The organism is Actinophytocola sp. NPDC049390, assembly GCF_044466355.1.
In the GTDB taxonomy this organism is placed as follows: Bacteria; Actinomycetota; Actinomycetes; order Mycobacteriales; family Pseudonocardiaceae; genus Actinophytocola.
This window is the reverse complement of sequence record NZ_JBITMQ010000004.1, coordinates 333,627-356,962: the sequence shown is the minus strand read 5'-3', so window position 1 is coordinate 356,962 and position 23,336 is coordinate 333,627. Positions and strand designations below refer to the sequence as shown.

Here is a 23,336-nt window from a genome sequence, read left to right as displayed (position 1 = left end):
GTTTCATGCGGCGAGAGACTCGCCGCATGAAACGTGTGACAGTGCTGCTGTCCGCCGTGCTGCTGACGGGACTCGTGACCGGTACCGCCACCGCCGCGCCGCGTCCCGACTGGCAGGCCTGCGAACCGGGCAGTCCCGTCGAGTGCGCGACGATCACCGTGCCGATCGACTACGCGCACCCGGAAACCGGCATGATCGACGTGGCGGTCGCCCGGCAGCGGGCGACGGGTGAGCGTCAGGGCACGCTCGTGTTCATGCCGGGCGGCCCGGGCGATTCCGGCGTGAGCCGGTTGCTCAGGGGAAACGTGGTGCCCGCCGAGGTGGCGGAGCGGTTCGACGTGGTCAGCTTCGATCCGCGTGGCACCAACCGCAGCCACCCGGTCACGTGTGACACGGACCTGGTCATGAACCTGCCGAACGTGGTGCCCGAGGCAGGGGCGCGGCTCGCGGACGTCCGGACCTACGCGCGGGCACTCGGCGACAGCTGCCGTGCGCACACCGGTCCGCTGCTCGACCACGTGGACAGCGTGAGCGTCGCCCGGGACATCGACGTGCTGCGTGCCGCGCTCGGCGAACGGAAAGTGACCCTGTACGGCCGTTCCTACGGCACGTTGGCAGGTCAGATGTATGCCGAGAACTTCCCGCACCGGGTGCGCGGCATCGTCCTCGACAGCGTCTTCAACCACGGCCTCACGTCGTCGACGTTCATCACGACGCAGGTCGCGGCGGGCGAGGACGCGTTCACCGCCTTCGCGGACTGGTGCGCGGACGACGCCACGTGTGCGCTGCACGGCCAGGACGTGGGTCAGGTGTATCGCGACCTGTGGGAGAAGTCCGTGCGCGGTGACCTGCCGGTGCCGCCGATGGCCCTCAACCAGAACACGCTGAACAAGTTCTACGGCCCGGACTGGGCAGGCCTCGCCGAGCAGCTGAAGGGGCTGACCGGGGCACGGACGACGGCGGACACGGCCCCGTTCCCGGTGGGCGCGTTCTGCGCCGACCACCGTGTCCGGTTCTCCTCGCAGGGCGAGTGGTTGTCGTTGTGGCGCAGGCAGAACGCCGTCGCGCCGACGATGCGCACGCACTTCGCGTGGACGCTCGTGTCGCTGTGCTCGGCGTGGCCGGCGGAGACGCCGAACCCGCAGCACCGCACCGACGCCGACGACGCGCCGCCGATCCTCGTCATGAACTCACTGCACGACCCGGCGACCAGCCACGAGTGGGCGCGGGACGTCCACCGCCAGCTCGACGACAGCGTCCTGCTCACCTACGACGGCGCCGGTCACGGCGTCATGAACCGCACCGACTGCACGCGCGCCGTGTTCACGGACTACGTGCTGGACCGCGAACTCCCGCGGCCCGGCACGCACTGCCCGGCAGGCTAGGCGGCGCAGTTCCCGGTGCCGACCGCACGCGACAGGCCCGGGGCCGCTTCGACCTCGTCCGCCACCTCGGCGGCGGTGAGGGCGAAGCCGGTCTCGGACCGGTCCGTGGCCGCACCGAAGATCACGCCGATCACGCGGCCCCGCGTGTCGACCAGAGGTCCACCCGAGTTGCCGCTCTGCACCAGCGCGCGCAGCGTGAACACCTCGCGCTCGACCTGCCGCGCGTCGTAGATGTCCGGCCCGGTCAGCGTGATCTGGTCACGCACGCGGGCGGGCGACGCGCGGTAGGGCCCGTCGAGCGGGTAGCCGAGCACGATCCCGTCCTGGCCGGAGACGGCGGGCTGACCGGCGAACGGCAGCACCGGCGCGGCCAGGCCGGGCACGGACAGCACGGCGACGTCGGTGTCCGGGTCGTACAGCACGACCCGCGCGTCGAGCGGCCCGTCGTCGGTCTCCACCGCGACCTCGGACGTGCCCGCGACGACGTGCGCGTTGGTCATCATCCGCTCCGGCGCGATCACGAACCCGGTGCCTTCGAGCGCCCGCGAGCAGGAGGGGGCACGGGCGTGGATCTTCAGGACGCTGGGCCGCACGTTCTGCACGACCGCGCTGTTCTGCAGCGCCGGGTCGGGCGGCGCGACCTCGCGGTTGGGGGTCCGGTCGAACGGGTCGACGACCTCGGGGAAGCCGGACACGTCGAGCAGCCGCCGCAGCTCGTCGGGCAGGTCCTGCGCGGCCTGCGGCATGACCTTGTCGACGCCGCCGAGCACGGTCGAGTTGCGGATCGCGGACGCGAGGTCCGGCAGCCCGCCCACGGTGACCAGCGGCAACGCGATCAGCCACGCCACGACGAACACCACGGCGCCCTGCACGATCGCGCCGAGCGCGTTGTCGACCCCGGCGAGCTTGGGCGACTTGATCCGCTCGCGCAGGCTGCGGCCCAGCCACACGCCGAGCGTCTCGCCCAGCGCCACCAGCAGCACGAAGATCGCCACGGCGAACGCGACCCTGGTCGGCGTCGACTCGATGTACTTCACGACGAGCGGCGCGATCTTGATGCCGGCGATCGCGCCGAGCAGCACGCCGATGAACGCGGGCAGCGCGGTGATCACGCCCTGCCGCGCGCCCGAGATCGCCGCCAGGACGGCGAGCAAGATCACGACCAGGTCGACCCAGTTCACCCGTTCATACCTCCCCGACGGCTTGCCTCACTGAACGCCAAGCGGCGTCAAGGTCGCGTATGTCGGATCCGTCCCACGGCTTCTCCCAGCCGCCGAGCTGGATCAACAACGTCATCAACGCGGCGGTGAAGCCCCACACGAGCATCCCCGGCAACGCGAACGCCGGCCCGAAGAACCCCGACGGGTGCCTGCACATGAACCGGTTAGCGGGGTCGGCCAGGTCCGCGATCGGCGCCCGCGCGACCGCGGCGCTCTCCGCCGGGTCGACCGCCCAGACCCGGCTCGGCTTCTCCCAGTGCGCGATCACGGGCGTCACGTGGAAGCCGGACACCGGGATGTGCAGCTGCGGCAGGAGCGCGACCGGCCGCACGCCGGACGGGTCCAGCCCGGTCTCCTCGACGGCCTCACGCAGCGCGGTCTCGACCGGGCCGTCGTCCTCCGGCTCGCTCGACCCGCCGGGGAACGCGACCTGGCCGGAGTGCGCGCCACCGCGGTCGGCCCGCAGCTGCAGCAGCACGTCCGGCCCGCGCGTCTCGTGCTCGCCCAGGAGGATCAGCACGGCGGCGTCGCGGGCGTCCTCCGTCGGCGGCGAGATCCGCCGGAACATCTCCGGGTCGAGGTCACCGCTGGCCTCGACGACCGAACGCAGCCACGCCGGGGTGGTCGCCGGATCGACGAGCGGCCCGTGGTCAGCCATGCGCCACGCCGTCCGCCACTGCCTGTCTGACCTGGTCGACCGACTCGAACACCCGCGGGTTCTCGATCAACGTGATCGTGCCGTTCTCGACCAGGTACGAGGCGGGCAGGCCGACAGTGCGGAGCTTTCGCATGGCCCTGCCGTCCTCGTCGAGCAGGCTCGGCAGCTTCACCTTCAGCGCGGTGAGCAGCTCGAGCGCGTCACCGGGCCGGGACTGGACGCCGAGCGTGACGACCGGGATGGCGCCGGGCTCCTTCGCGTACGCGTCGAGCACCGGCAGCTCGGTCTTGCACGGCTGGCACCAGGTGGCCCACATGTTCACCAGCACGGGCCCGTCGAGCGCGGTCGCCACGTCGAGCGTGGTGCCGTCCGCGAGGCACTGGACGGTGATCCCGCGCAGGTCAGCGGGACCTTCGGCGCCTTCGGCACATGCCGGTAACGCGGCCTTGGCCCGTGCCTGCGACAGGTCGGGGGCGGCCTGCGTGGTGTCCTGGGGCGGCGCCGGTTCGGGTTCGGAGCGCGGCCAGATCGCGACCACACCGGCGATCATCAGGATCACCGCCGCGATCGACCAGCGCACTCCGTTGCCCATCTACGCGCGCCCCGGCTTGTACCCGTTGCGGACGCGTTCGGCCATGTCGACGAGGTGCGGCGCCTCCGGCCCCTTGACGAGCTTGACCGCCTCCTCGAACCCCGTCGGGCCGGTGCCGAACGACGGGCAGTCCTTGGCGAGCACGCACGCGCCGCACGCCGGCTTGCGGGCGTGGCACACGCGGCGGCCGTGGAAGATCACCCAGTGGGACAGCATCGTCCAGTCCTTCTTGGGGACCAGCGCGCCGATCTCGTGCTCGACCTTGACCGGGTCGTCCTCCTCGGTCCACTCCCAGCGGCGGACCAGGCGGCCGAAGTGCGTGTCGACCGTGATGCCGGGGACGCCGAACGCGTTGCCGAGGATCACGTTGGCCGTCTTGCGGCCGACACCCGGCAGGGTGACCAGGTCGTCCAGCTTGTTCGGCACCTCGCCGTCGAAGCGCTCGACGAGCGCGGTGCCGAGGCCGATCAGCGAGGTCGTCTTGTTCCGGTAGAAGCCGGTCGGCCGGATCAGCTCCTCCAGCTCCAGCCGGTCGGCGCCCGCGTAGTCGGCGGCGGTCCGGTACCGCTTGAACAGGGCGGGCGTGGTCAGGTTGACCCGGGCGTCCGTGCTCTGCGCGGACAGGATCGTGGCGACGGCCAACTCGAGCGGGTTGGTGAAGTCCAGCTCGCAGTGCGCGTCGGGGAACGCCTCGGCCAGCACCCGGGTCATGCGCCGGGCGCGGCGGACGAGCGCGGTGGGCGGCGGGGTTTTGGGAGTCGCTGCACGGGGTAGCTGTCGAGTGGCGGGCGGCACCCCGCTAGCCTACGGGCCGCCGCACAACCACATCCGTGCCATGGACGTCCATCAAGTGAGGGACACGCCGGACCCGGTCCGCGTCGCCCGACCCGAACTGAGCGAGGATCTACACACTATGGCTGTCTGGTTCGTGTTCGCCGTCCCGATCGTCGTGATGTTCTTCGCCCTGTTCATGGAGCGGGTGGAGGCGCGGCTGCGGCATGTCGCCGTGCAGGAGGACGAGGTCGAGGCGTTCCTCGACAACCCGAGGCCCGAAGAGGTCCGCGCCCTGTACGGCCACGGCATCGGCCGCGCGCTGGAGCTGTTCCGGCTGCGTCGCAAGGGCAAGCTGAGCGCCCGCGCCAAGAAGGTGATGAACGCGCCGACCGTGCGGATCTCGCGGGCCGACCTCCCCAAGAAAATCGGCTGAACGACATACCGGTGGTACGCCCTCCGAGGTGATCCACCGCACACGCTCTACACTCCCAGTAGTGATCAGGGCGCCGTTGCCGCTGTTCACTGCACGAGTCTGATTGGGAGGGACGCGAGGTGGACGAGACCCTTGCCAGGGCCGGCATCTTCCAGGGTGTCGAACCGGCTGCCGCGGAAGCGCTCGCTCAGACGCTGGAGACCGTGGAGTTTCCGCGTGGGCACGTGATCTTCGCGGAGGGCGAGCCCGGTGACCGTCTGTACATCATCCAGTCGGGCAAGGTGAAGCTCGGCCGCAAGTCACCGGACGGCCGCGAGAACCTCCTGGGCATCATGGGCCCCGCCGACATGTTCGGCGAGCTGTCCATCTTCGACCCGGGCCCCCGCACGTCGACGGCGACGACCGTCACCGAGGTCGTCGCGCGCACCATGGACCGCCCCGCGCTGCGGCAGTGGATCGCCACCCGCCCGGAGATCGCGGAGCAGCTCCTGCGCGTCATCGCCCGCCGCCTGCGCCGCACGAACGGAATGCTGGCGGACCTGATCTTCACGGACGTGCCCGGCCGGGTGGCCAAGGCGTTGCTGCAGTTCGCGCAGCGTTTCGGCAGCCAGGAGGCGGGTTTGCTGCGCGTCATGCACGACCTCACGCAGGAGGAGATCGCCCAGTACGTCGGCGCCTCCCGCGAGACGGTCAACAAGGCGCTGGCCGACTTCGCACACCGCGGCTGGCTGCGACTCGAGGGCAAGAGCGTGCTGATCCTCGACCCGGAACGCCTGGCCCGCCGCGCCAGGTGAACAACGCCTGACAGGGCCCGCGCCGACCAGGTGCCGGGCCTATCGGCATCGCCCGCACCACCCGCGAGTCGCGCTCTCAAACACCGCGAGTCGCGTCCTCACGCACACTGAGTTGTCGGTTTCGTGCACATCCGCGATCAGCACGAAACACACAACTCGGTGTGTTCGTGAGCGCGACTCGCGGTGTTTGTCGGGTGGGCTTCCCGTAGACAGCGGAGGAGCCGGGCGCCGCCCCCGACGCGGCGCACCGGCTCCTCACTTCGCGTGAACCATCCCCCGACGGCCCACGCTCCCCGCCCTCCGAACCATTAGGCCCCGACCCATGTCTGCCGGAGGGAGCTTGTTCAGTTGAACGCCTGGTCGCCGCGAATCCTTACCGCCTGCGACAGGAAACCTTTCATATACGAGGACTGACTGGACTACCCACCCGTTGTGCGGTTCCCACGGGTCGTTACCCAACCGTGACATCCAAAATCAATTGGTACGTACGTACCAATCTTGGCATACTGGTACGTGTGTCCCACTCCGCCGGTCTCGCCGACTTCCGCGCTGCCCTGACCACGCCAGGCGCGCGTGGTCCCGTACTCACCTCTCTGCTGGCCAGGATGCCGATCGCCATGGTCGGCCTCTCCCTGCTCCTGTACGTGCAGCGCGAGTCCGGCTCGTTCGCGGTGGCCGGGTTCGTCTCCGCGGGTTCGCTCATCGGCGTCGCGATCGGCGCCGTCGCGCAGGGCCGGATCATGGACCGGCTCGGCCCGACGAGGCCGCTGCTGGTCGCGTCGGGCCTGTTCGTGATGACCGTCACCGCCGTCATCGTGACCATCGAGTCCGGGCAGACCGGGCCGGCGCTGGTCGCGATGGGCTGGCTCATCGGCCTCACGGAGCCCATGGTCGGTTCCGCGTCCCGCGCCCTGTGGACCCACCTCGTCCCGGCGGGCCCGATCCGGCACGCCGCGTTCGCCTACGAGGCCATCAGCCTCGAGGTCTTCTTCATCCTCGGCCCCGCGCTCGCCGGCATCCTGGTGGCGGCGCCGTGGTCGGGCACGGGGCTCGTGTTCAGCGCGGCGTGCATGGTGGTCGGCGGGGTCGGCTTCGCGCTCACGTCCGCGGTGCGGTCCGTGCGGCCCGCGCCGAGCAGCGGCGGGCACCTGCTCGGCGCGCTTGCCACCCCCGGCATGCGCACCGTCGCGCTGGCGGCACTCGGGTTCGGCGTCACCGTCGGGTTCGTCGAGGTCGCCATCCCGGCGGCCGCGACGAACGCCGGGCACGCACCGCTCGGTGGCGTCATGCTGGCCGCGTGGTCGCTGACCTCGGTGGTCTTCGGCGTGTACTACGCGGCGCGCCCCTGGCCGAGGCAGATGGGGTTGCGGCTGCCGTTCCTGCTGGGCATGTTCGCGCTGTTCGTGATACCGCTGGCCATCACGTCGAACCTGCTCTGGCTGGCGTTGTTGTCGCTGGTCGCGGGCATGTGGATCACGCCGCAGTCCACCACGCACTCGACCGCGATCGAGCTGGTCGCACCCGAGGGCACGGCGACCGAGGCGTTCGGCTGGATCGTCACCGCCGTGACGCTCGGGCTCGCGGCAGGCCAGTCGACGAGCGGTTACCTGGTCGAGCACGTGGGTGTCTGGTCGGCGTTCGTCGCCGCCGGCCTCGCGGGCCTGGTGATCGCCGGGCTGGTCCTCGTCCGGCGGCACACGGTCGTCGAGCAGCACGCGCCGGCGCCCGAACTGGTCGCCGTGAGCTGACTCGCCGTTTTTGTCGGTGGTCGGGTCTACCTTGTTCGCCATGGACCTGACCGTCACCACCGCAGAGCTGGCCGGCGCGGCATCCGCGCTGGTCAAGCTGGTTCCCGGCAAGCTGATCGACCCGGTGCTGGCCGGGCTGCTGCTCACCGCGACGGCCGAGGGCGTCACGCTCGCGGCCAACGACCGTGAGCGCGCGGCCCGCGTCCGCCGGGACGCGATCGTGCACACCGAGGGCCGGGTGCTGGTGCCGGCCAAGCCCCTGGCGGACACGTTACGTGCGCTGGAGCAGGACCAGGTCCGGCTGGTCGTGGAGGGCTCGAAGCTGGCGATCCGCGCGCCCGGCGCCCGCTACGCCCTGCCGCTGCTGGACGCCGACCTCCACCCGGGTGTCGGCGAGGAGCCCGCGGTGGTGGGCGAGGTGGACGGCGACCTGTTCGCGTCGGCGCTGGCCACGACGGTCCTGGCCGCGTCGCGGGACGACGCGTTACCCATGTTCACCGGCGTCCGCATCCGGTCCGAGGGCGACCGGCTGGTCCTGGTCGCGACCGACCGGTACCAGATGGCGCTCGCGTCGCTGCCGTGGCGCGCCACGGGGCAGGTGGACGCGCTGGTCCCGGCGAGCCTGCTCGGCGAACTGGCACGCCAACTCCCGGCGGGCGACGTGACGGTTCACGCCGACCGTGACCGCTTCGGCCTGGGCTGGCGCGGTGCGCTGACCACGACCGCGGTGCTCGACGGCTCGTTCCTGCACGAGTCGAAGATCCACCTGTCGGACGTGGACACGGTGATCACCACCGACGCCGACGCGCTGGCGGGCGCGGTGCGGCGCGTGGGCCTGTACACCGACGCGCGGGGCGTCCTGGTCGTGGAGGTGGGCGACGGCGAGCTCCGCCTGCGTGGCGCGGACGTGAAGGCGGGCGAGGCGGAGGAGTCGATGAAGGCCACCGTGGATGGCGGCCGCACCGGGCAGGCCTACCAGTCCCGTTTCCTCACCGACGCGCTCCGCTGCTTCGCGGGCCAGCAGGTCCGCATGGAGATCCAGCCCGGCATGCGCGCGACCGTCTTCTCCGCCGTGGAGCCGACCGAACCGACCGTCCGCTACGTGGTGATGCCTATGCTGCCGCCGAAATAACCGTCAGCGGGCCTCGCCCGTGGTGCGGAGGTAGTCCAGCTGTGCGCGGACCGACCACTCGGCCGGTCCCCACAGGGACTCGTCCACGTCGCGGTACACGTGTTCCACGATCTGGCGTGCGGTGGCGTCGGCGCCGAGGTCGCGCAGTGCCGCGCGCACCTGGTCGAGCCGCTCCTCGCGGTGGGCAAGGTACTCGCGCGCGGTCGCGGCGAGGTCCGGCAGCTCCGGGCCGTGGCCGGGCAGCGCGATCGTGCCACCCGGCACCGCGGTCAGGCGGCGGAGCGTGCCCAGGTACGCGCCGAGGTCGGAGATCACCGTGGTCCCGCGGCCGAGCACGGAGTCACCGGTGAGCACCGCGCCGTCGACGGCGAGGCACACCGAGTCGTCGGTGTGGCCGGGTGTGTGCAGCACGCGGATGGACAGCCCGGCGGCGTCGACGACCTCGTCGTCGGTCAGCGCGGGCGCGTCGGCGCACAGGTCCGGGTCGAACGCGCGGATCGGGGCCTCGACGCGCCGTGCGAGCCAGGGCGCGCCCTGCACGTGGTCCGGGTGGTGGTGGGTCACCAGGATCAGCGCGACCTCGCCCGCCGCCTCGGCGACACGGGTGAGGTGCGGCTCGTCCTCGTAACCGGGGTCGACGACGACGCACGCCGGTGAGCCGGGGCCGCGCAGCAGCCACGTGTTGGTGCCTTCGAGCGTCATCGTGCCCGGGTTGTCCTCGAGCATGACCGCGGCGGTGTCGGTGACCTTCCGCAGCTCGCCGTACGCGGGGTGCGCGCTCATCGACCGATCCGGTCGTCGGGCCGCGCGTCGAGGTGCGCGGGCGACTCGTCGTAGAGCGGGTCGCCGGGCAGCACGATGCGCAGGGTGTCGCCGTCGCGCGCGACCTTGGGCATGAGCATGGTGATCTTCCGCTCGACGGCCATGGCGTCGGCGACGGTCGCGCACTCCTCCAGCTCGGCGAGCGTGGTCCAGGTCGGTGGCAGGAGCCCGGCACGGCCGGCTTTCCAGTCGTCGAGCGCGTCGCCGGGTCGCTGCCAGCGGGTGTCCTGGGCTTCGGAGGTGTCGCCGTCCGCACGCTGCCCCTCGGGCAGCCGCGCGAGGAAGAACCGCGTGTCGAACCGGCGTGCCTCCTGCTCGGGGGTGAGCCAGTTCGCCCACGGCGACAGCAGGTCGGCCCGCAACACGAGACCGGACTCGGTGAGGAACCCGGCGAACGACAGCTCTCGGTTGACCAACTGCTCCCGGGCCGCGGCGAAGGGCCGCACGTCCGCGACGACGCTGTCCCCGTCGGGTCCGGCGAGGAGCACACCGGACTCCTCGAAGGTCTCCCGCACGGCAGCGCACACGAGCGCCCGAGCGAGCGCCACGTCGCAGAAGAACCGCTCGGCCCACCACTCCGGCGCGGGGCCGTGCCAGGCGATCGAGGTGTCGGCGTCCCGCTTGTCGACACCGCCGCCGGGGAAAACGGTCATCCCACCGGCGAACGCCATGCCACGCACCCGGCGCTGCAGGAACACCTCGAGCCCGGCAGCCGTGTCCCGGACGAGCATGACGGTGGCCGCGTCCTTGGGCGTGACCGGCGGATCAGGCACCTCCGGCGGCACGAACCCGGACGGCAGAGTCAACTCCTTCGGCAGCTCACGCACAGAGGGGAGCCTACTTCGGCGACAGGGGCCGACAGCCCCATGATGAGGCGCAGGCCACGGCAAACGGCCGGGCGGCCGCCGGCCCCCGAAATCCAGCGTAGCGGCCACGACCGACAGGAATCCGCGCCCGACGTGGCGGCTGTGGACAACCCCCGAGCCTGTGGACAACCGGCGTGCGCGCCAACGGCGATGTCGGTCCCACCGCCTACGCTGGCAACCGGGGGCCGGAGGCCACCGAGCCATCGCCAGGGCTCGACAGCCAGCGGAAGTAACGCGCGGCAGGATGTGTCGCATGAGCGAAGACGTGCTGCGTATGGGGCTGGCCGGGGCTGGGCAGTGGGCGCACCGGGTGCACGGACCCGGCATCGTGAACCATCCGCGGACCGAGTTGGTCGCGACCTGGGCGCGTCGGCCGGAGGCGGCAGCGGACGTCGCGGCCATCGGGGACGCGACGCCGTTCGCCGACTTCGACGACATGCTCCAGCACGTCGACGCCGTCGCCTTCGCGGTGCCGCCCGGCGTCCAGGCGCCGTTGGCGGCGCGGGCTGCGTCCGCGGGGAAGCATCTCGTGCTCGAGAAGCCCGTCGCGGCCACCGTGGCGGACGCCGAGCGGTTGGTGTCGGCCGTCGAGCAGGCCGGGGTCGTCTCGATCATGGTGCTCACGTTCAGGTACGGGCTGGGCACCCGCCGGTGGCTCGACGAGGTGCACCGGGTCGGTGAGTGGGACGGTGGGCTGGCCCGCTGGTTCTCCGGCACCTTGCTGGACGCGACGTACGAACGTTCCCGGTGGCGGCACGACGGCGGGGCGCTCGCCGACATCGGGCCGCACGTGTTCGACCTGCTCGACGCCGCGTTGGGCCCCGTGGACAGCGTCGAGCAGGCACGACTCACGGAGCACGGGGTCTGGCACGTCATGCTGGGCCACGAGAACGGCCGGATCAGCACCGCCACGTTGTCGATGCACACCCCGGCGCAGCCCGCGATCACGGACTTCGCCGTGCACGGGCCGCACGGTGTGCTCCCGTTCAACGCCAGCGGCGACGCGAGCGAGCGGTACGCCGTCCTGCTCGACGACTTCGTGCGCCTCGTGGACGGCAAAACGGCCGAGCACCCGCTGGACGTGCGGCGTGGGCTGCACCTTCAGCGGCTGCTCGGCCGTGTCACCGATCAGTTGGCGGGCGGGTAACGCCCGTCCGAGTGGGGCGGGACACCGTTGATGATCATCGGGCCCGTGGTCTGGTTCGGGTGCTCGAACGGGGCGGCCGACGCGGGCTTGCCGTGGCGGCCGGACCGGTCGACGGTCCACGAACCGGTGTTCTGCGGCTCCTGCTGCTCGCGCCGCGCCAGCTCGTCCTGCAGCTCACGGAGCAGGTTCCGCTCCTGCGTGTTGAGGATGTCGTCCACGAACGCCTGCGAGTGCTTGTCCCCGTTCACCGGCGTCAGCGACGGGCGCGACGGCGGCTCCTGCTGCTGCTCGTCCTTCGGCGGCTCCGCGCGGCGGCGCGGGGTCGGCGACGGGCGCGAGTTCGTCGGGGTCTCCTCGCGGATCGCGGACGGCGGCAGGTCGGGAGCGGGCGGCGCGGCGGGCTCCTCCGGGAGCCGCTCCTGCTCGAACTGCTGCGCGGGCGGCTCGAACGGGTCGCTGCGCACGGCCTCCACCCGGTCCTCGAGCCCGCCGGCGGCCGGCGTCATCATCGTCGGCGGGTCGACGCGCGGCGCCTGCTCCGGCGGCTCGGTGAACGCGGGCTTGTCGGCGAACGGCGGGTCCTTGCGGACCGGCAGCGAGTCGACCCTCGGCGCGTCGACGGCAGGCGGGTCCATGCGCGGGCGCTCCAGCGGCACGGCGGCCACGTGGGGCGGCTCCGGCTGGACCGCGGACAGCCGCGGCGGCTCCGGAGCGGGCTCCGGCCGGGGCGGCTCGGGTTCCGCCATCCGCGGCGGCTCCGGCGCGGCCGCCAGGCGCGGCGGTTCCACCCGCGGCGGCTCGACACGCGGAGGCTCAACACGCGGCGGTTCGACACGCGGCGGCTCGATCCGGGGCATCTCGATCCTCGGCGGCTCGGGCACCGCCGTCACCCTCGGCGGCTCGACCCGGGCACGGGCCGGCTCGATCCGAGGGGCTTCGTAGGCCGGCTCCACCCTGGGGCGGTTGGAGCCGTGACCGTCAAAAGGGATCTGGCGGGCGCTCCGCATCGCCTCGCGGTGGTACTCGCCCGGCTCGACGCCGTCCATCAGGACCTCGACCGACGCGCGGATGCCCGCCCGCCGGAGTGCCTCCTCGACGCGGTAGGCGGTCGCGGGCGGGAAACCGCCGGGACCGATGCCCACCAGCACCAGCAGGTGCGGAACTGGTCCGGACGCCGGCCCCGCCGGGGTCAGGCGCCACACGCACCACATCGACCGCACGTCCGGCAGCACGCCGAGCACGGATCGCACGGCGTCGGCGACACCGCGCTCCGGGTCGCGGCCGTCGACGGCACCGAACGCGAACCGGGGCCTGCCCGCCTCGACCCGGTCGGTGACCATCACGCGGTCGATGACCGACGGGTCGAGGTACATGTCGGCGAACAGCGCCTCCAGCTCCCCGTGCTGCTCACGGGTCAGCACGATCCGGCCTGCCGCGAGGCATCCGGCCAGGAACTCGAGCGCGCGGTCCAGTTCGGCGGACGCCAGCATCTGCCGCACGTCACCGAGCGCGTCGTCGTCCAGCCGCCCGGCGAGCGTCAGCAACAGATCATGTATTCGGATCGGCAGCGCGACACCTGGCCGGTTCGCGCCTCCCGCTCCTACCCCCCTCGCGACCTGTGTCACGGTCGGCTCCTTCCCAGCTCTGGTCGGCATCGACGGCCCTTGGGCTGGGGAGCCCGTCAGCCCTGGTGCACGATCACCCCGGGCAGCAGCGGCTCGGAGGCCGCCAGTGCCGCACGGTGGTAGGGCGGGAGGTCGATGCCCTCAGGCATGACCTCGACGCCCGGTTCGTGCGTCCCCAGAGCACGCAGCACGCGCTGGAGCTCCCCGGTCAACCGAGCGCAGCCCGTCGATGCCGTGACGAGCACGATCCTGGTGGCCGGTCCCACCCCGGATCGGTGTCGTCGCCAGCTCCCACGCACGTCGACCAACTCGCGACGTCCGTGGAGGACCGCCCCGAGCACTACCGCTTCGGAGTCTCCCGCATTAACCCGTTCGGGCGACTCCGAGGTGAATGTGTAGTCGACTTCGTCGATTTGGTCTACCCAGGGCACCGCGTGCAGCCGTCCGGCGTCGGCTCCGGCATCCAACAGAGCGGCGTTGAGCAGCATTGATTCACGCGCTGTGATCGCAACCCGTTCGCGGAGCAAAGTCAGCGGCAGCGCGCGGGCGAGCGCGTCGACGGCGCCACCCGCGAGCCAGTCCCGCAGCCGCCACAGCTGGCGGTCGGGCAGCCGTCCGGCCAGCCGGAGCAACAGCTCGTGACAGGCCGCGTCACGGTCCACGTCACGGTCCACGTCGGTCATGCGCCCTCCCCGATCTCCACCGTCAACTCGACCTCGACCGGCACGCCGAGCGGCAGCTCGGCGACCCCCACCGCGGAGCGGGCGTGCCTGCCCGCGTCCCCGAAGACCTCGCCGAGCAGCTCCGACGCGCCGTTGATCACCGCGGGCTGGCCGGTGAAGCCCTCCGCGGACGCCACGAACCCGACAACCTTCACCACGCGCACGACGGCGTCGATGCCGACCAGGTCGTGCACGGCGGCGAGCGCGTTCAGCGCGCACGTGCGGGCGTGCGCCTTCGCCTCCTCGGGGCTGACCTCGCGGCCGACCTTGCCGGTCGCGGCGATCTTCCCGTCCACGAACGGCACCTGGCCTGCGGTGAAGACGAGGTTGCCGGACCGGATCGCGGGCACGTACGCACCGGCGGGCGCCGGTACCGAGGGCAGCTCGATGCCCAGCTCCTTGAGCCGGTCCGCCCAGGTCATGCCTTCGGCCTCTTCAGGTAGGCCACCATCTGCTCACCGGTCGGCCCTGGCAGGACGGTGACGAGCTCCCAGCCGTCCTCGCCCCACTGGTCGAGGATCTGCTTGGTCGCGTGGATCAGCAGCGGCACCGTGGCGTACTCCCACTTGGTCATGGTCCGCGACTCTATAGCCCATCCCGGTACGGTGTGGCGCGTGGAGGGTTGGCGGCTGATCGCGGGCGCGCTGGTGGCGACCGCCGGGATCGTCCTGATGCTGCTCACGATGGCGCGGGTGCGCGAGCGCAGGGGCGCGACCGGCGCCGACGTCGCGGTGGCCGGCGCGATCTCGTTCGTGGTCCTGGTGATCCTGGCCCTGCTGGTGCTGCTGGTGCTCCCGGCGGGCATCGCGTGGGGTGTGGTGATCGTGCTCGGCGTCACCGTGACCGTGATGATGCTCGCTAGTTGACCCGACTCGTGAGCGCCCGTCATGTGTGTCCACTTACTCTGAAAACGTGAACACACCCGTCGTCGGATGGACCGACCAGGTCGCGCGGGCGCGGCTGCACGTGGTCACCGGCAAGGGCGGGACCGGCAAGACCACCGTGGCGGCCGCGCTGGCGCTCGCGCTGGCCACCGGCGGGCGCCGGGTGCTGCTGGTCGAGGTCGAGGGCCGCCAGGGCATCGCGCAGCTCTTCGACACGAACCCGCTGCCCTACGAGGAGCGCAGGATCGCGTCCGCGCCGGGCGGCGGCGAGGTCCGCGCGCTGCACGTGGACGCCGAAGAGGCGCTCCTCGAGTACTTCGCGATGTTCTACAACCTGGGCTTCGCGGGCCGGACACTGCGCAGGATGGGCGCGATCGAGTTCGCCACGACCCTCGCGCCGGGCCTCCGGGACGTGCTGCTGACCGGCAAGGTCAAGGAGACCGTGGGCCGTACCGACGAGAACGGCCGCCACGTCTACGACGCGGTGGTGCTCGACGCGCCGCCGACCGGCCGGATCGTCAAGTTCCTCGACGTCACCAAGGCCATGGCCGAGCTGGCGAAGGTCGGCCCGATCAAGGGGCAGAGCGACGGCGTGGTCCGGCTGCTGCACTCCGGCGACACCGCCGTGCACCTGGTGACGCTCCTGGAGGAGATGCCGGTCCGCGAGACGATCGAGGCGGTCGCCGAGCTGGACGGCGCCGACCTGCGGCCCGGTGTGGTGTTCCTGAACCGCGTGCGGCCGCCGCGGCTGCCCGCGAGGTCCGTGACCCCCGCCGCGGGCGGCCGCGTCGACGCCTCCCGGGTCCGCGACGGGCTCGCGTCCGCCGGGCTGGACCTGTCCGAGGAGGACCTCGACGGCCTCGTCGAGGAGACCGTGGAGCACGCGATCCGGGTGCTGGCCGAGCAGAACGCCCGCGAGCAGATCGCCGAGGTGGACCTGCCCGCGGTGGAGCTGCCGGACAGCAACGACGGTGTCGACACCGCGGCCCTGTACGAGCTGGCCGAGGCCATGGTCGAGCAGGGGGTGCGATGACCGGCGCGCTCGACGTCGACAAGCTGATCGACAACCCCGACATCCACGTCATCGTGTGCTGCGGCTCCGGTGGCGTCGGCAAGACCACCACGGCCGCGGCCATCGCGGTACGTGCCGCCGAACGCGGCCGCAAGACCGTCGTGCTGACCATCGACCCGGCGCGCCGCCTCGCGCAGGCGCTCGGGCTGCGCGAACTGGGCAACACCCCGAAAGAGGTCGAGGTCGACGGCTTCGAACCGGACGGCCAGCTCTCGGCGATGATGCTGGACATGCGCCGCACGTTCGACGACATGGTGCTGGCGCACGCGGGTGAGAAGCGGGCGCAGGAGGTGCTCGCCAACCCCTTCTACAAGACGATCTCCACGTCGTTCTCCGGCACGCAGGAGTACATGGCGATGGAGAAGCTCGGCCAGCTGGCGGGTGAGGGCCGGTGGGACCTGATCGTCGTCGACACCCCGCCGAGCCGGTCCGCGCTGGACTTCCTCGACGCGCCGCAGCGCATGTCGACCGCACTGGACGGCCGGATGATCCGCCTGCTGTCCGGCCCGGCCCGCGGTGGCGGCTGGGGCATCCGCAAGGTCGTCGGCGCCGGCGTGATGTTGTTCGCGAAGGCCGTGTCGACGATCGTCGGCGGGCAGCTGCTGGCCGACGCGTCAGCGTTCGTGCAGGCCTTCGACTCGATGTTCGGCGGCTTCAAGCAGCGGGCACGCAAGACCTACGAGCTGCTCCGCTCGTCCGGCACGTCGTTCGTGGTGGTGGCCGCGCCGGAGCCGGACGCGCTGCGCGAGGCGAGCTACTTCGTCGAGCGGCTGGCGTCCGAGTCGATGCCACTCGCCGGTCTGGTGATCAACCGGACGCACCCGGTGCTGGCCGGGCTGCCCGCGGCGAAGGCGATCGCGGCGGCCGACGGGCTGGAGTCCCGGGGTGCGTCCCCGCTCGCGGCGGCCGTGCTGCGCCTCCACGCGGACCGGGTCGCCGTGCGGACACGCGAACGCAGGTTGCTGGCCAGGTTCACGAAGGCGCACCCGAACGTGCCGGCGGTCAGTGTGCCGGCCATGCCGTCGGACGTGCACGACCTCACGGGCCTGCGCACGATCGGCGAACGACTTGGCCGGCAGTGACCTGGCCTAGCCGACGCGGACGTCCTCGTCCTCGTCGGAGTGCTGGCGCTTGGCCGCCGTCAACAGCTCGTGCCAGGACGTGACGTCCGGGCGGCGACGGAGCAGAGCCCGTCGCTCACGCTCGGTCATCCCGCCCCACACACCGAACTCGATGCGGCCGTCCAGCGCTTCCGCGAGGCATTCCGTGCGCACCGGGCACGCGATGCACACCAGCTTGGCCTTGCGCTGCTCCTTGCCCCGGACGAACAGCCCGTCGGGGTCCTCGTCGCGGCATGACGCGTTGACTCGCCAGTCCGCCTTTTCCATCTGCTGCATAACCCCCGCCCCTACCTCGTCTCGACCTTCTCCCCCCGGGTCCCCCCTTAGGCCCCGGAGTCGCCAGCGGCCGGCCACCCGTGTGGTCGCCCTGCCCGGCTCATGTCGTTTGAGACGTTGACGGACTCTAGGGCCCGCCGGTTCCCACGAGAACGTCCGGGTGCACAGGCGTTACAGAAAGTCAATAACTCCGTCGGCCAATCGGGCGCTCAGTGTGATCCCGCGTACTCTGACCTCCGTGCGAGTCGGAGACGGTCTGCTGAAGATGTTCGGCCTCTGCCTGTTGGCCGGTGTCCTGATGGCCGGGATGCTGTTTCCCATCGTCGGGGCGCTCGGGGTGGCGTCCAACCGCGCGAGCGACACGATCGACGCCGTGTCCGCGGACCTCGTCAGGACCGACCCGCCCCTGGTCACGGAGATCCAGGACTCCAAGGGCAACATCATCGCGCTCCTGTACGACCAGTTCCGGCTGCCGATGACGTCCGACCAGATCTCGCCGACGATGAAGGCGGCGGTGATCTCGATCGAGGACCGCCGGTTCTACGAGCACCACGGCGTGGACTGGAAGGGCACCATCCGCGCCGCGATCAGCAACTCGTCCTCCTCCGACACGCAGGGCGCGTCCACGCTCACCCAGCAGTACGTCAAGAACTACCTGATCAACGTGGTCTATCGGGACCAGGCCGGGGTCGAGCCGGACCCGGAGAACGAGATCGGGCGGCAGCGCGCCCAGGAGCAGAGCATCAGCCGCAAGCTGCGTGAGGCGCGGCTCGCGATCCAGCTCGAGCAGAAGATGTCCAAGGAGGACATCCTCACCGGCTACCTCAACGTCGTCGAGTTCACCGACCGGGTGTTCGGCGTCGGGGCGGCCGCGCGCGCCTACTTCAACACGACCGCGGACAAGCTGACCGTCACCCAGTCCGCGCTGCTGGCGGGCATGGTCAACAACCCGAGCCTGTACAACCCGTGGCGGCGGCCGGAGGAGACGCTCAAGCGCCGCAACCGGGTGATCGACACGATGGTCGAGACGAACCGGTTGTCCGAGGAGGACGCGGAGAAGGCGAAGAAGGAGCCGCTCGGCGTCCTCCCGAAGGGCCCGAACAAGCCGGCCGCCAACTGCGTCGGCGCGGGCCCGCAGTACGGCTTCTTCTGCCAGTACGTCGAGGACTACCTGATGAAGATCGGGATGTTCTCCGAGGACCAGCTGTACTCCGGCGGTTACAAGATCAGGACCACGTTCGACGCGCGGGCCACGAAGATCGCCAAGGCCGCGGTCGAGCGGCAGGTGCCGAAGAACGTCCCCGGCATCGCGAACACGATGGCGATCGTGCGCCCCGGCAAGAAGCAGCACCAGGTGGTCGCGCTCGTCGCCAACCGCGACTACGGCCTCAACGGCGACAAGAGCCAGACCACGATCCCCTACCCGTACGGCGTGATGAACAAGTTCGGCGCCGGGTCGACGTACAAGATCTTCACCGCGGCCGCCTTCCTGGAGAAGGGCGGCGGCGTCAACGACGTCATCGACACGCCGACCTCCTACACCTCGAGGAAGTTCTTCGGTGGTGCCGAGCGGTGCCCGAGCACCGGTAAACCGAACACCCGGTGGTACTGCCTGTCGAACTTCAACGACAAGTACCCGTCGAAGATGACCCTGCAGCAGGCACTCGCGACCTCGCCGAACACCGGGTTCGTCATCCTCGAGGAGCGGCTGGGGAGCACGGACCCGGTCGTCGACATGGCGAGCAGGCTCGGTCTGCGCGAGACCATGGCCACCAACATGACCGGCCGGACCCCGGACCCGTCGTCGAAGAACTCGAACGTCAACCAGACCCAGTCGCAGTTCTTCGGCAGCAAGCCGGGCAACCCGGGCAACGCGTCGTTCACGCTCAGCCCCGCGCCGGTCAGCACGCTGGAGATGGCGAACGTGGCCGCGACGATCATGAGTGACGGCATGTGGTGCCCGCCGACGCCACTGCTGGAGGTGCGGGACCGCCACGGCAGGAAGCTCAACGTCGCCGAGTACCAGGAGCCGTGCGAGCAGGCCGTCGCCCCGGGCCTCGCCCGTTCGCTCGCGCAGGGCATGAGCAAGGACGACACCGGCGGCGGCACCTCGGCGACCGCGGCGCGCCAGTTCAACTGGAAGCGCCCGATGATCGGCAAGACCGGCACCACGCAGGCCTACAAGTCGGCGGCGTTCGTCGGCGCCACCCCGCAACTGGCGGCGTCGACCATGGTGTTCAACGACGGCCCCCGCCCCCGCCCGATCTGCGACTCGACGGTGCCCGGCAAGCCACCGTTCCTGTGCGGCGACGGGTCGATCTTCGGTGGCCGCGCCCCGGCCCGGACGTGGTTCGACGCGATGGGCCAGATCCTCGGCTCGGCCCCCGCGGCGCCCCTGCCGCCGGGCACCAAGCGGTACATGGAAGGCGGCCCGGGCACCAACGTGCCGGACGTCGTCGGCGACAGCGAGGCCGACGCCATCTCGACCCTGCAGAACGCGGGCTACAAGGTGCGGGTCATCCAGACCAACCGCGCCGACCCGAAGGGCACGGTCGTCAACCAGAGCCCGCGCGGCTCCGCACTGCCCGGCGAGACCGTCACGATCTACGTGAGCACCGGTTACGTCCCACCGGCACAAACCCAGGAGTCGACCCCGCCCAGCAGCGGCTCCAGCACACCGCCCAGCCCCCCGTCGACACCACCCAGCAGAGGCGGCGGCGGTGGTGGCGGAGGCGGCGGCGGGGGCGGCGGCAACCCCGGCCCCGGTCCAGGAGGCGGCTGACATGCGGAAGCCGGGGCTCGTTCGCCGAGCCCCGGCTTCCGTGTCCTCTCAGCTCTGCAGGCGCGCCTTCACGGCGGCCGCGACCCGGCCACCCTCCGCGCGCCCGGCCACCTTCGCGTTGGCGGCCTTCATGACCTGGCCCATCTGCCGCTGCCCCGGCGCCTCGCCCAGCTGCTCGGTCACCTCGGCGACGGCCTCCGCGACCAGCGCGGACAGCTCGTCGTCGGCCAACTGCTTCGGCAGGTAGTCGGTGAGCACGGCGGCCTCGTCGCGCTCGGCCTGCGCCTGCTCCGCGCGGCCCGCGCCCTCGAACGCCTCGGCGGCCTCGCGGCGCTTCTTCACCTCGCGGGTCAGCACCTTCCGCACCTCGGCGTCGGACAGCTCGCGGGCCTCGTCCCCGGCCACCTCCTCCGTGGTGATCGACGCCAGCGCCATGCGCAACGCCGCCATGCGGGTGGTCTCCCGGGACTTGATGGCCGCGGCCAGATCGTCGCGCAGCCGTGCCTTGAGGTCAGCCATGACGCGAACACTACTGGTCAGCAAGTTCCCCTTCACGGCGGTTTCCGGCGGGCCGGTGGACCCATCTAGTCTCGGGGGGTGGGTAACTTCGTGCGCAACATCGGCCGGGCGGCGCTGGGCGCGACCGCGGTCGGCACCGCGACCCTGGCCTACGCCGCCGGCATCGAACGCAGGCGCTGGACGCTCCGGCAGGTGACGCTGCCGGTACTCGCCGAAGGCGCGCGACCGCTCAAGGTCCTGCACATCTCCGACCTGCACATGACGCCGAACCAGACGTCCAAGCAGCGTTGGGTCGCCGCGCTCGCCGAGCTGGCGCCGGACCTGGTCGTCAACACCGGCGACAACCTCGCCCACCAGAACGCCGTGCCCGGCGTGCTCCGCGCGCTCGGGCCGCTGCTCGACGTGCCCGGCGTGTTCGTGTTCGGCAGCAACGACTACTACGCGCCGCGCCCCAAGAACCCCGTGCGGTACCTGACCAAGTCCAAGAAGCGCATCCACGGGATTCCTCTGCCGTGGCGGGACCTGCGCGCGGCCCTGGTCGAACGCGGGTGGCACGACCTGACACACGTCCGCCGGCTCCTGACCGTGGACGGACAGACCATCGCCGTGGCCGGGGTGGACGACCCGCACCTCCGCCGCGACCGGTACTCGGACATCGCAGGCAAACCCGACCGCACGGCCACGCTCCGGCTCGGCGTCACGCACTCGCCGGAACCGAGGGTGCTGGACTCCTTCGCCGACGACGGTTACGACCTGGTCATGGCTGGTCACACCCACGGCGGGCAGCTCCGCGTGCCCGGGTACGGGGCCATCGTGACCAACTGCCAACTGGACCGGACACGGGCACGCGGCGCGTCGCGCTGGGGGGCCCACACGTGGCTCCACGTGTCCGCCGGACTGGGCACGTCGCCCTATGCCCCGGTGCGGTTCGCGTGCCCGCCGGAGGCCTCTCTTCTGACCCTCGTACCCCGTCCTACCAGCGGTTCTGGGCGGGACGGAGCCGCGGACAGTGCCCGCTTCGGGGCCGGTGCGGACGTCGGCTAGACTTGCTCCCGTACCACCGGGGTGTGGCGCAGCTTGGTAGCGCACTTCGTTCGGGACGAAGGGGTCGCAGGTTCAAATCCTGTCACCCCGACGGTGGTCAGGCCCTGTCCGTGCATTGTGGACAGGGCCTGATTCGTCTCTGCCTGACAAACTGCCTGACTACGTCACCCACAATCTCACGCGGCGCTCCCCGCAAACCGGCGCTATCCAGGTCCCCGGCCTCGCGACGTGCGGCGTCGGCGAGGCACGAAAGTACAGCGCGAACCGATAGACCTTCTGTGGATCGTCGCCTTCCCAGATGAAACAAGATGCCGCCACAATTCTCCACCACTGGCATTGCCTCGCAATATGCCGCCCGACAAATCTGGACAGATAATGGTCATTTGACCTAACAACGCCAGTAGGGCCGTAACAACATCCCCAGACCCGTCGATGACACGTGCACCCGAATCAATCGGGGTTTCATCGGACTGACCGAGGTATGCAACGATGGCACGTAAACGTAAGGGATCGGACACTTGGCATTTCTGCTCGAACTGCTCGAACTGGCCCACCAGTGACTACGTCACGGGCCCCGGCATCGGCGGAGAGAAGTGCAACGAGTGTCTCTCGAAGCAGCGCACCGGCACCTGCCGGGCTGGCTAGAACTCCCCTCGTCCAAGGAGCGAGGTACCACCAACTCGTCAACGTGGCGTTAGTTGGGTCAGGCGTGTCGACTACCCCAACGGCGGTCAGGCTGTGTCCACGGTGCATGGACAGGGCCTGATGCGTCTCTGGTCAAGGCCTCATTGCGCCTTCCGGGTGGTCGGCGGCATTTCTCGTAACAGGGGTGCGTGGCGCCGCGACGCTCGCTGTGGTGTCCCTTGAGGAATGGATCGGGTATGCGCAGAGGGCTTGTCGCGGTTCTCGTTGTGCTCGCCGGGCTTGTGGTGCCCGGCGTGGCTGTCGCCGCTCCTCCTGATCCCAGTGCCGCCACGGCGAGCGCCACACAGGTCGCGCCCGGCTCCACGTTCACGGTCGCCGTGGAGTTGTTCAACCCGCGGGACTTCACGGTCACCGCGGCCAACGCGCAGTTGCGGACCGGCGACGTCACGCCGATCACCTCGTTGTTCGAGTTGGTTTCCTGTGCGGGCGCACCGTGTTACGAGTACTCGCCCACCAGCTACCGCGGAGTCGTCGGGGATCTCGCGCCCGGCGCCGGGGCCACCGTCGAATTCACGTTCCGCGTCCGGGAGACCGCGCCGCTGGGCGACTTCCCGCTCGAGCACCAGTTCGTCGGCGGGAACTACTCGTTCGCCGCGGGGACCGGGCCGGTGATTTCCGTCGGAGGGGTCGCCGACATCGCCGTTTCGCTCGACGCCTCGCCCAAGGGAATTCTCACCTCCCGCGTCACCTACGTCGTTTCCGTGACGAACAACGGGCCCGCGGACGCTTCGGGCATCCGGATCGCCGGGACCTACGCGTACGGGTTCTCCTGGACAGGCGGGAACGGCTGCACCCGGGACAGCGGCCGGAACGTGGTGTGTGACATCGCTTCGCTGCCCGCCGGCGCCACCGCGACCGCGTCCTTCTCCGTCAACGCCGGGTTGTTGACGCTCGGGTCCTTCTCGACCTCCGTGAGCCGGGTTTCCTCGTCGCCGTCCGATCCCGATGGTGGTAACGACAGTGCTCGCCGGTCCTGCGCGGCGTTGACGGGGCTGCTCGTGCGGTGCTGACGGAC

24 protein-coding genes and 1 tRNA gene are annotated in these 23,336 nt (G+C 71.0%); 13 read left to right on the top strand and 12 right to left on the bottom strand.

Translation table 11 applies throughout. The features are described 5' to 3' along the window. Nucleotides 1-26: 26 nt before the first annotated feature. Entirely contained in the window at nt 27-1,385 is a 1,359-nt protein-coding gene (locus ACIBVP_RS15600) for an alpha/beta hydrolase (RefSeq protein ID WP_396106783.1), read from the top strand. Here the strand turns inward: ACIBVP_RS15600 and ACIBVP_RS15595 are convergent. Genes ACIBVP_RS15595 through nth form a run of 4 tightly spaced genes read right to left on the bottom strand, consistent with a single transcriptional unit; the run spans nt 1,382 to nt 4,566 of the window. Further along, entirely contained in the window at nt 1,382-2,566 is a 1,185-nt protein-coding gene (locus tag ACIBVP_RS15595) for a MarP family serine protease (protein ID WP_396106782.1), read from the bottom strand. The genes ACIBVP_RS15600 and ACIBVP_RS15595 overlap by 4 nt on opposite strands. Nucleotides 2,567-2,570: 4 nt before the next feature. Continuing rightward, on the bottom strand, nt 2,571-3,263 hold the full coding sequence (locus tag ACIBVP_RS15590) for an NUDIX hydrolase (RefSeq protein ID WP_396106781.1): 693 nt from the start codon (nt 3,261-3,263) through the stop codon (nt 2,571-2,573). After that, the gene (locus ACIBVP_RS15585) at nt 3,256-3,855 is read right to left on the bottom strand and encodes a redoxin domain-containing protein (protein ID WP_396106780.1); all 600 of its coding nucleotides are present in this window, start codon (nt 3,853-3,855) and stop codon (nt 3,256-3,258) included. Before ACIBVP_RS15585 ends, ACIBVP_RS15590 begins: the two co-directional genes overlap by 8 nt. Next, nucleotides 3,856-4,566: an endonuclease III gene (gene nth, locus ACIBVP_RS15580; protein WP_396106779.1), complete on the bottom strand. Its 711-nt coding sequence runs from the start codon at nt 4,564-4,566 to the stop codon at nt 3,856-3,858. A gap of 202 nt (nt 4,567-4,768) precedes the next feature. Here nth and ACIBVP_RS15575 point away from each other — a divergent pair, with 202 nt between their 5' ends. The 4 genes from ACIBVP_RS15575 to dnaN all read left to right on the top strand — a co-directional run bounded on the left by ACIBVP_RS15575 (nt 4,769) and on the right by dnaN (nt 8,736). Then, a complete protein-coding gene (locus tag ACIBVP_RS15575) occupies nt 4,769-5,062 on the top strand; it encodes a hypothetical protein (RefSeq protein ID WP_396106778.1) in 294 nt (97 codons plus the stop codon). Nucleotides 5,063-5,181: 119 nt separating this feature from the next. Then, nucleotides 5,182-5,856, top strand: a complete 675-nt coding sequence (locus ACIBVP_RS15570; protein WP_184811270.1) for a Crp/Fnr family transcriptional regulator — start codon at nt 5,182-5,184, stop codon at nt 5,854-5,856. Nucleotides 5,857-6,371: 515 nt separating this feature from the next. Next, nucleotides 6,372-7,604 carry an MFS transporter gene (locus ACIBVP_RS15565; RefSeq protein WP_396106777.1) on the top strand — a complete coding sequence of 411 codons (1,233 nt, stop codon included), beginning with the start codon at nt 6,372-6,374 and terminating at the stop codon, nt 7,602-7,604. A 40-nt stretch (nt 7,605-7,644) separates the two neighbouring features. After that, on the top strand, nt 7,645-8,736 hold the full coding sequence (gene dnaN / locus ACIBVP_RS15560; protein WP_396106776.1) for a DNA polymerase III subunit beta: 1,092 nt from the start codon (nt 7,645-7,647) through the stop codon (nt 8,734-8,736). 3 nt (nt 8,737-8,739) lie between these two features. Here dnaN and ACIBVP_RS15555 read toward each other — a convergent pair whose 3' ends face one another. Together ACIBVP_RS15555 and ACIBVP_RS15550 are read right to left on the bottom strand one after the other, a co-directional pair. Beyond that, nucleotides 8,740-9,519 (bottom strand): MBL fold metallo-hydrolase, encoded by a 780-nt coding sequence (locus tag ACIBVP_RS15555; RefSeq protein ID WP_396106775.1) that lies wholly within the window; start codon nt 9,517-9,519, stop codon nt 8,740-8,742. Beyond that, nucleotides 9,516-10,376, bottom strand: a complete 861-nt coding sequence (locus ACIBVP_RS15550) for an NUDIX hydrolase (protein WP_396106936.1) — start codon at nt 10,374-10,376, stop codon at nt 9,516-9,518. The genes ACIBVP_RS15555 and ACIBVP_RS15550 overlap by 4 nt, the downstream gene beginning before the upstream one ends. A gap of 301 nt (nt 10,377-10,677) precedes the next feature. On the opposite strand from ACIBVP_RS15550, the gene ACIBVP_RS15545 reads away from it, so the two are divergent. Then, entirely contained in the window at nt 10,678-11,571 is an 894-nt protein-coding gene (locus ACIBVP_RS15545) for a Gfo/Idh/MocA family protein (RefSeq protein ID WP_396106774.1), read from the top strand. On the opposite strand, the gene ACIBVP_RS15540 is transcribed toward ACIBVP_RS15545, so the two are convergent. Genes ACIBVP_RS15540 through ACIBVP_RS15525 form a run of 4 tightly spaced genes read right to left on the bottom strand, consistent with a single transcriptional unit; the run spans nt 11,553 to nt 14,492 of the window. Further along, complete coding sequence (locus ACIBVP_RS15540; protein ID WP_396106773.1) at nt 11,553-13,196, bottom strand: hypothetical protein; 1,644 nt, start codon at nt 13,194-13,196, stop codon at nt 11,553-11,555. The two genes, ACIBVP_RS15545 and ACIBVP_RS15540, sit on opposite strands and share 19 nt — an antisense overlap. A gap of 56 nt (nt 13,197-13,252) precedes the next feature. Then, on the bottom strand, nt 13,253-13,879 hold the full coding sequence (locus ACIBVP_RS15535) for a hypothetical protein (protein ID WP_396106772.1): 627 nt from the start codon (nt 13,877-13,879) through the stop codon (nt 13,253-13,255). Next, nucleotides 13,876-14,340, bottom strand: coding sequence for a RidA family protein (locus tag ACIBVP_RS15530; protein WP_396106771.1), 465 nt, complete (start codon nt 14,338-14,340; stop codon nt 13,876-13,878). Before ACIBVP_RS15530 ends, ACIBVP_RS15535 begins: the two co-directional genes overlap by 4 nt. Then, nucleotides 14,337-14,492 (bottom strand): hypothetical protein, encoded by a 156-nt coding sequence (locus tag ACIBVP_RS15525; protein ID WP_396106770.1) that lies wholly within the window; start codon nt 14,490-14,492, stop codon nt 14,337-14,339. The genes ACIBVP_RS15530 and ACIBVP_RS15525 overlap by 4 nt, the downstream gene beginning before the upstream one ends. Before the next feature lie 40 nt (nt 14,493-14,532). Between ACIBVP_RS15525 and ACIBVP_RS15520 the strand changes: the two genes are divergently transcribed. The 3 genes from ACIBVP_RS15520 to ACIBVP_RS15510 are packed head-to-tail and all read left to right on the top strand — an operon-like array spanning nt 14,533 to nt 16,956. Then, nucleotides 14,533-14,784, top strand: coding sequence for a hypothetical protein (locus tag ACIBVP_RS15520; protein WP_396106769.1), 252 nt, complete (start codon nt 14,533-14,535; stop codon nt 14,782-14,784). Nucleotides 14,785-14,830: 46 nt separating this feature from the next. After that, nucleotides 14,831-15,835 (top strand): ArsA-related P-loop ATPase, encoded by a 1,005-nt coding sequence (locus ACIBVP_RS15515; protein ID WP_396106768.1) that lies wholly within the window; start codon nt 14,831-14,833, stop codon nt 15,833-15,835. After that, the gene (locus tag ACIBVP_RS15510; RefSeq protein ID WP_396106767.1) at nt 15,832-16,956 is read left to right on the top strand and encodes an ArsA family ATPase; all 1,125 of its coding nucleotides are present in this window, start codon (nt 15,832-15,834) and stop codon (nt 16,954-16,956) included. Before ACIBVP_RS15515 ends, ACIBVP_RS15510 begins: the two co-directional genes overlap by 4 nt. A gap of 6 nt (nt 16,957-16,962) precedes the next feature. On the opposite strand, the gene ACIBVP_RS15505 is transcribed toward ACIBVP_RS15510, so the two are convergent. Then, the gene (locus ACIBVP_RS15505) at nt 16,963-17,271 is read right to left on the bottom strand and encodes a WhiB family transcriptional regulator (protein WP_396106766.1); all 309 of its coding nucleotides are present in this window, start codon (nt 17,269-17,271) and stop codon (nt 16,963-16,965) included. A gap of 238 nt (nt 17,272-17,509) precedes the next feature. Between ACIBVP_RS15505 and ACIBVP_RS15500 the strand changes: the two genes are divergently transcribed. Further along, nucleotides 17,510-20,053 carry a penicillin-binding protein gene (locus tag ACIBVP_RS15500; protein WP_396106765.1) on the top strand — a complete coding sequence of 848 codons (2,544 nt, stop codon included), beginning with the start codon at nt 17,510-17,512 and terminating at the stop codon, nt 20,051-20,053. Nucleotides 20,054-20,101: 48 nt separating this feature from the next. On the opposite strand, the gene ACIBVP_RS15495 is transcribed toward ACIBVP_RS15500, so the two are convergent. Continuing rightward, nucleotides 20,102-20,572, bottom strand: a complete 471-nt coding sequence (locus tag ACIBVP_RS15495) for a GatB/YqeY domain-containing protein (RefSeq protein WP_396106764.1) — start codon at nt 20,570-20,572, stop codon at nt 20,102-20,104. Nucleotides 20,573-20,650: 78 nt separating this feature from the next. On the opposite strand from ACIBVP_RS15495, the gene ACIBVP_RS15490 reads away from it, so the two are divergent. The 3 genes from ACIBVP_RS15490 (at nt 20,651) to ACIBVP_RS15480 (ending at nt 23,331) form a co-directional block, all read left to right on the top strand. Continuing rightward, nucleotides 20,651-21,616 carry a metallophosphoesterase gene (locus tag ACIBVP_RS15490; protein WP_396106763.1) on the top strand — a complete coding sequence of 322 codons (966 nt, stop codon included), beginning with the start codon at nt 20,651-20,653 and terminating at the stop codon, nt 21,614-21,616. A 17-nt stretch (nt 21,617-21,633) separates the two neighbouring features. Next, a tRNA-Pro gene (locus ACIBVP_RS15485) sits at nt 21,634-21,707 on the top strand. Between the two features lie 790 nt (nt 21,708-22,497). Then, a complete protein-coding gene (locus ACIBVP_RS15480; RefSeq protein WP_396106762.1) occupies nt 22,498-23,331 on the top strand; it encodes a hypothetical protein in 834 nt (277 codons plus the stop codon). The last annotated feature ends 5 nt before the right edge of the window (nt 23,332-23,336 follow it).

What these genes read in the sequence shown, in the direction of transcription:
- ACIBVP_RS15600 (WP_396106783.1), top strand. Translation starts at nt 27, where the DNA reads ATGAAACGTGTGACAGTGCTGCTGTCCGCCGTGCTGCTGACGGGACTC.
- ACIBVP_RS15590 (WP_396106781.1), bottom strand. Translation starts at nt 3,263, where the DNA reads ATGGCTGACCACGGGCCGCTCGTCGATCCGGCGACCACCCCGGCGTGG.
- ACIBVP_RS15585 (WP_396106780.1), bottom strand. Translation starts at nt 3,855, where the DNA reads ATGGGCAACGGAGTGCGCTGGTCGATCGCGGCGGTGATCCTGATGATC.
- nth (WP_396106779.1), bottom strand. Translation starts at nt 4,566, where the DNA reads ATGACCCGGGTGCTGGCCGAGGCGTTCCCCGACGCGCACTGCGAGCTG.
- ACIBVP_RS15575 (WP_396106778.1), top strand. Translation starts at nt 4,769, where the DNA reads ATGGCTGTCTGGTTCGTGTTCGCCGTCCCGATCGTCGTGATGTTCTTC.
- dnaN (WP_396106776.1), top strand. Translation starts at nt 7,645, where the DNA reads ATGGACCTGACCGTCACCACCGCAGAGCTGGCCGGCGCGGCATCCGCG.
- ACIBVP_RS15555 (WP_396106775.1), bottom strand. Translation starts at nt 9,519, where the DNA reads ATGAGCGCGCACCCCGCGTACGGCGAGCTGCGGAAGGTCACCGACACC.
- ACIBVP_RS15545 (WP_396106774.1), top strand. Translation starts at nt 10,678, where the DNA reads ATGAGCGAAGACGTGCTGCGTATGGGGCTGGCCGGGGCTGGGCAGTGG.
- ACIBVP_RS15535 (WP_396106772.1), bottom strand. Translation starts at nt 13,879, where the DNA reads ATGACCGACGTGGACCGTGACGTGGACCGTGACGCGGCCTGTCACGAG.
- ACIBVP_RS15530 (WP_396106771.1), bottom strand. Translation starts at nt 14,340, where the DNA reads ATGACCTGGGCGGACCGGCTCAAGGAGCTGGGCATCGAGCTGCCCTCG.
- ACIBVP_RS15525 (WP_396106770.1), bottom strand. Translation starts at nt 14,492, where the DNA reads ATGACCAAGTGGGAGTACGCCACGGTGCCGCTGCTGATCCACGCGACC.
- ACIBVP_RS15510 (WP_396106767.1), top strand. Translation starts at nt 15,832, where the DNA reads ATGACCGGCGCGCTCGACGTCGACAAGCTGATCGACAACCCCGACATC.
- ACIBVP_RS15505 (WP_396106766.1), bottom strand. Translation starts at nt 17,271, where the DNA reads ATGCAGCAGATGGAAAAGGCGGACTGGCGAGTCAACGCGTCATGCCGC.
- ACIBVP_RS15495 (WP_396106764.1), bottom strand. Translation starts at nt 20,572, where the DNA reads ATGGCTGACCTCAAGGCACGGCTGCGCGACGATCTGGCCGCGGCCATC.
- ACIBVP_RS15480 (WP_396106762.1), top strand. Translation starts at nt 22,498, where the DNA reads ATGCGCAGAGGGCTTGTCGCGGTTCTCGTTGTGCTCGCCGGGCTTGTG.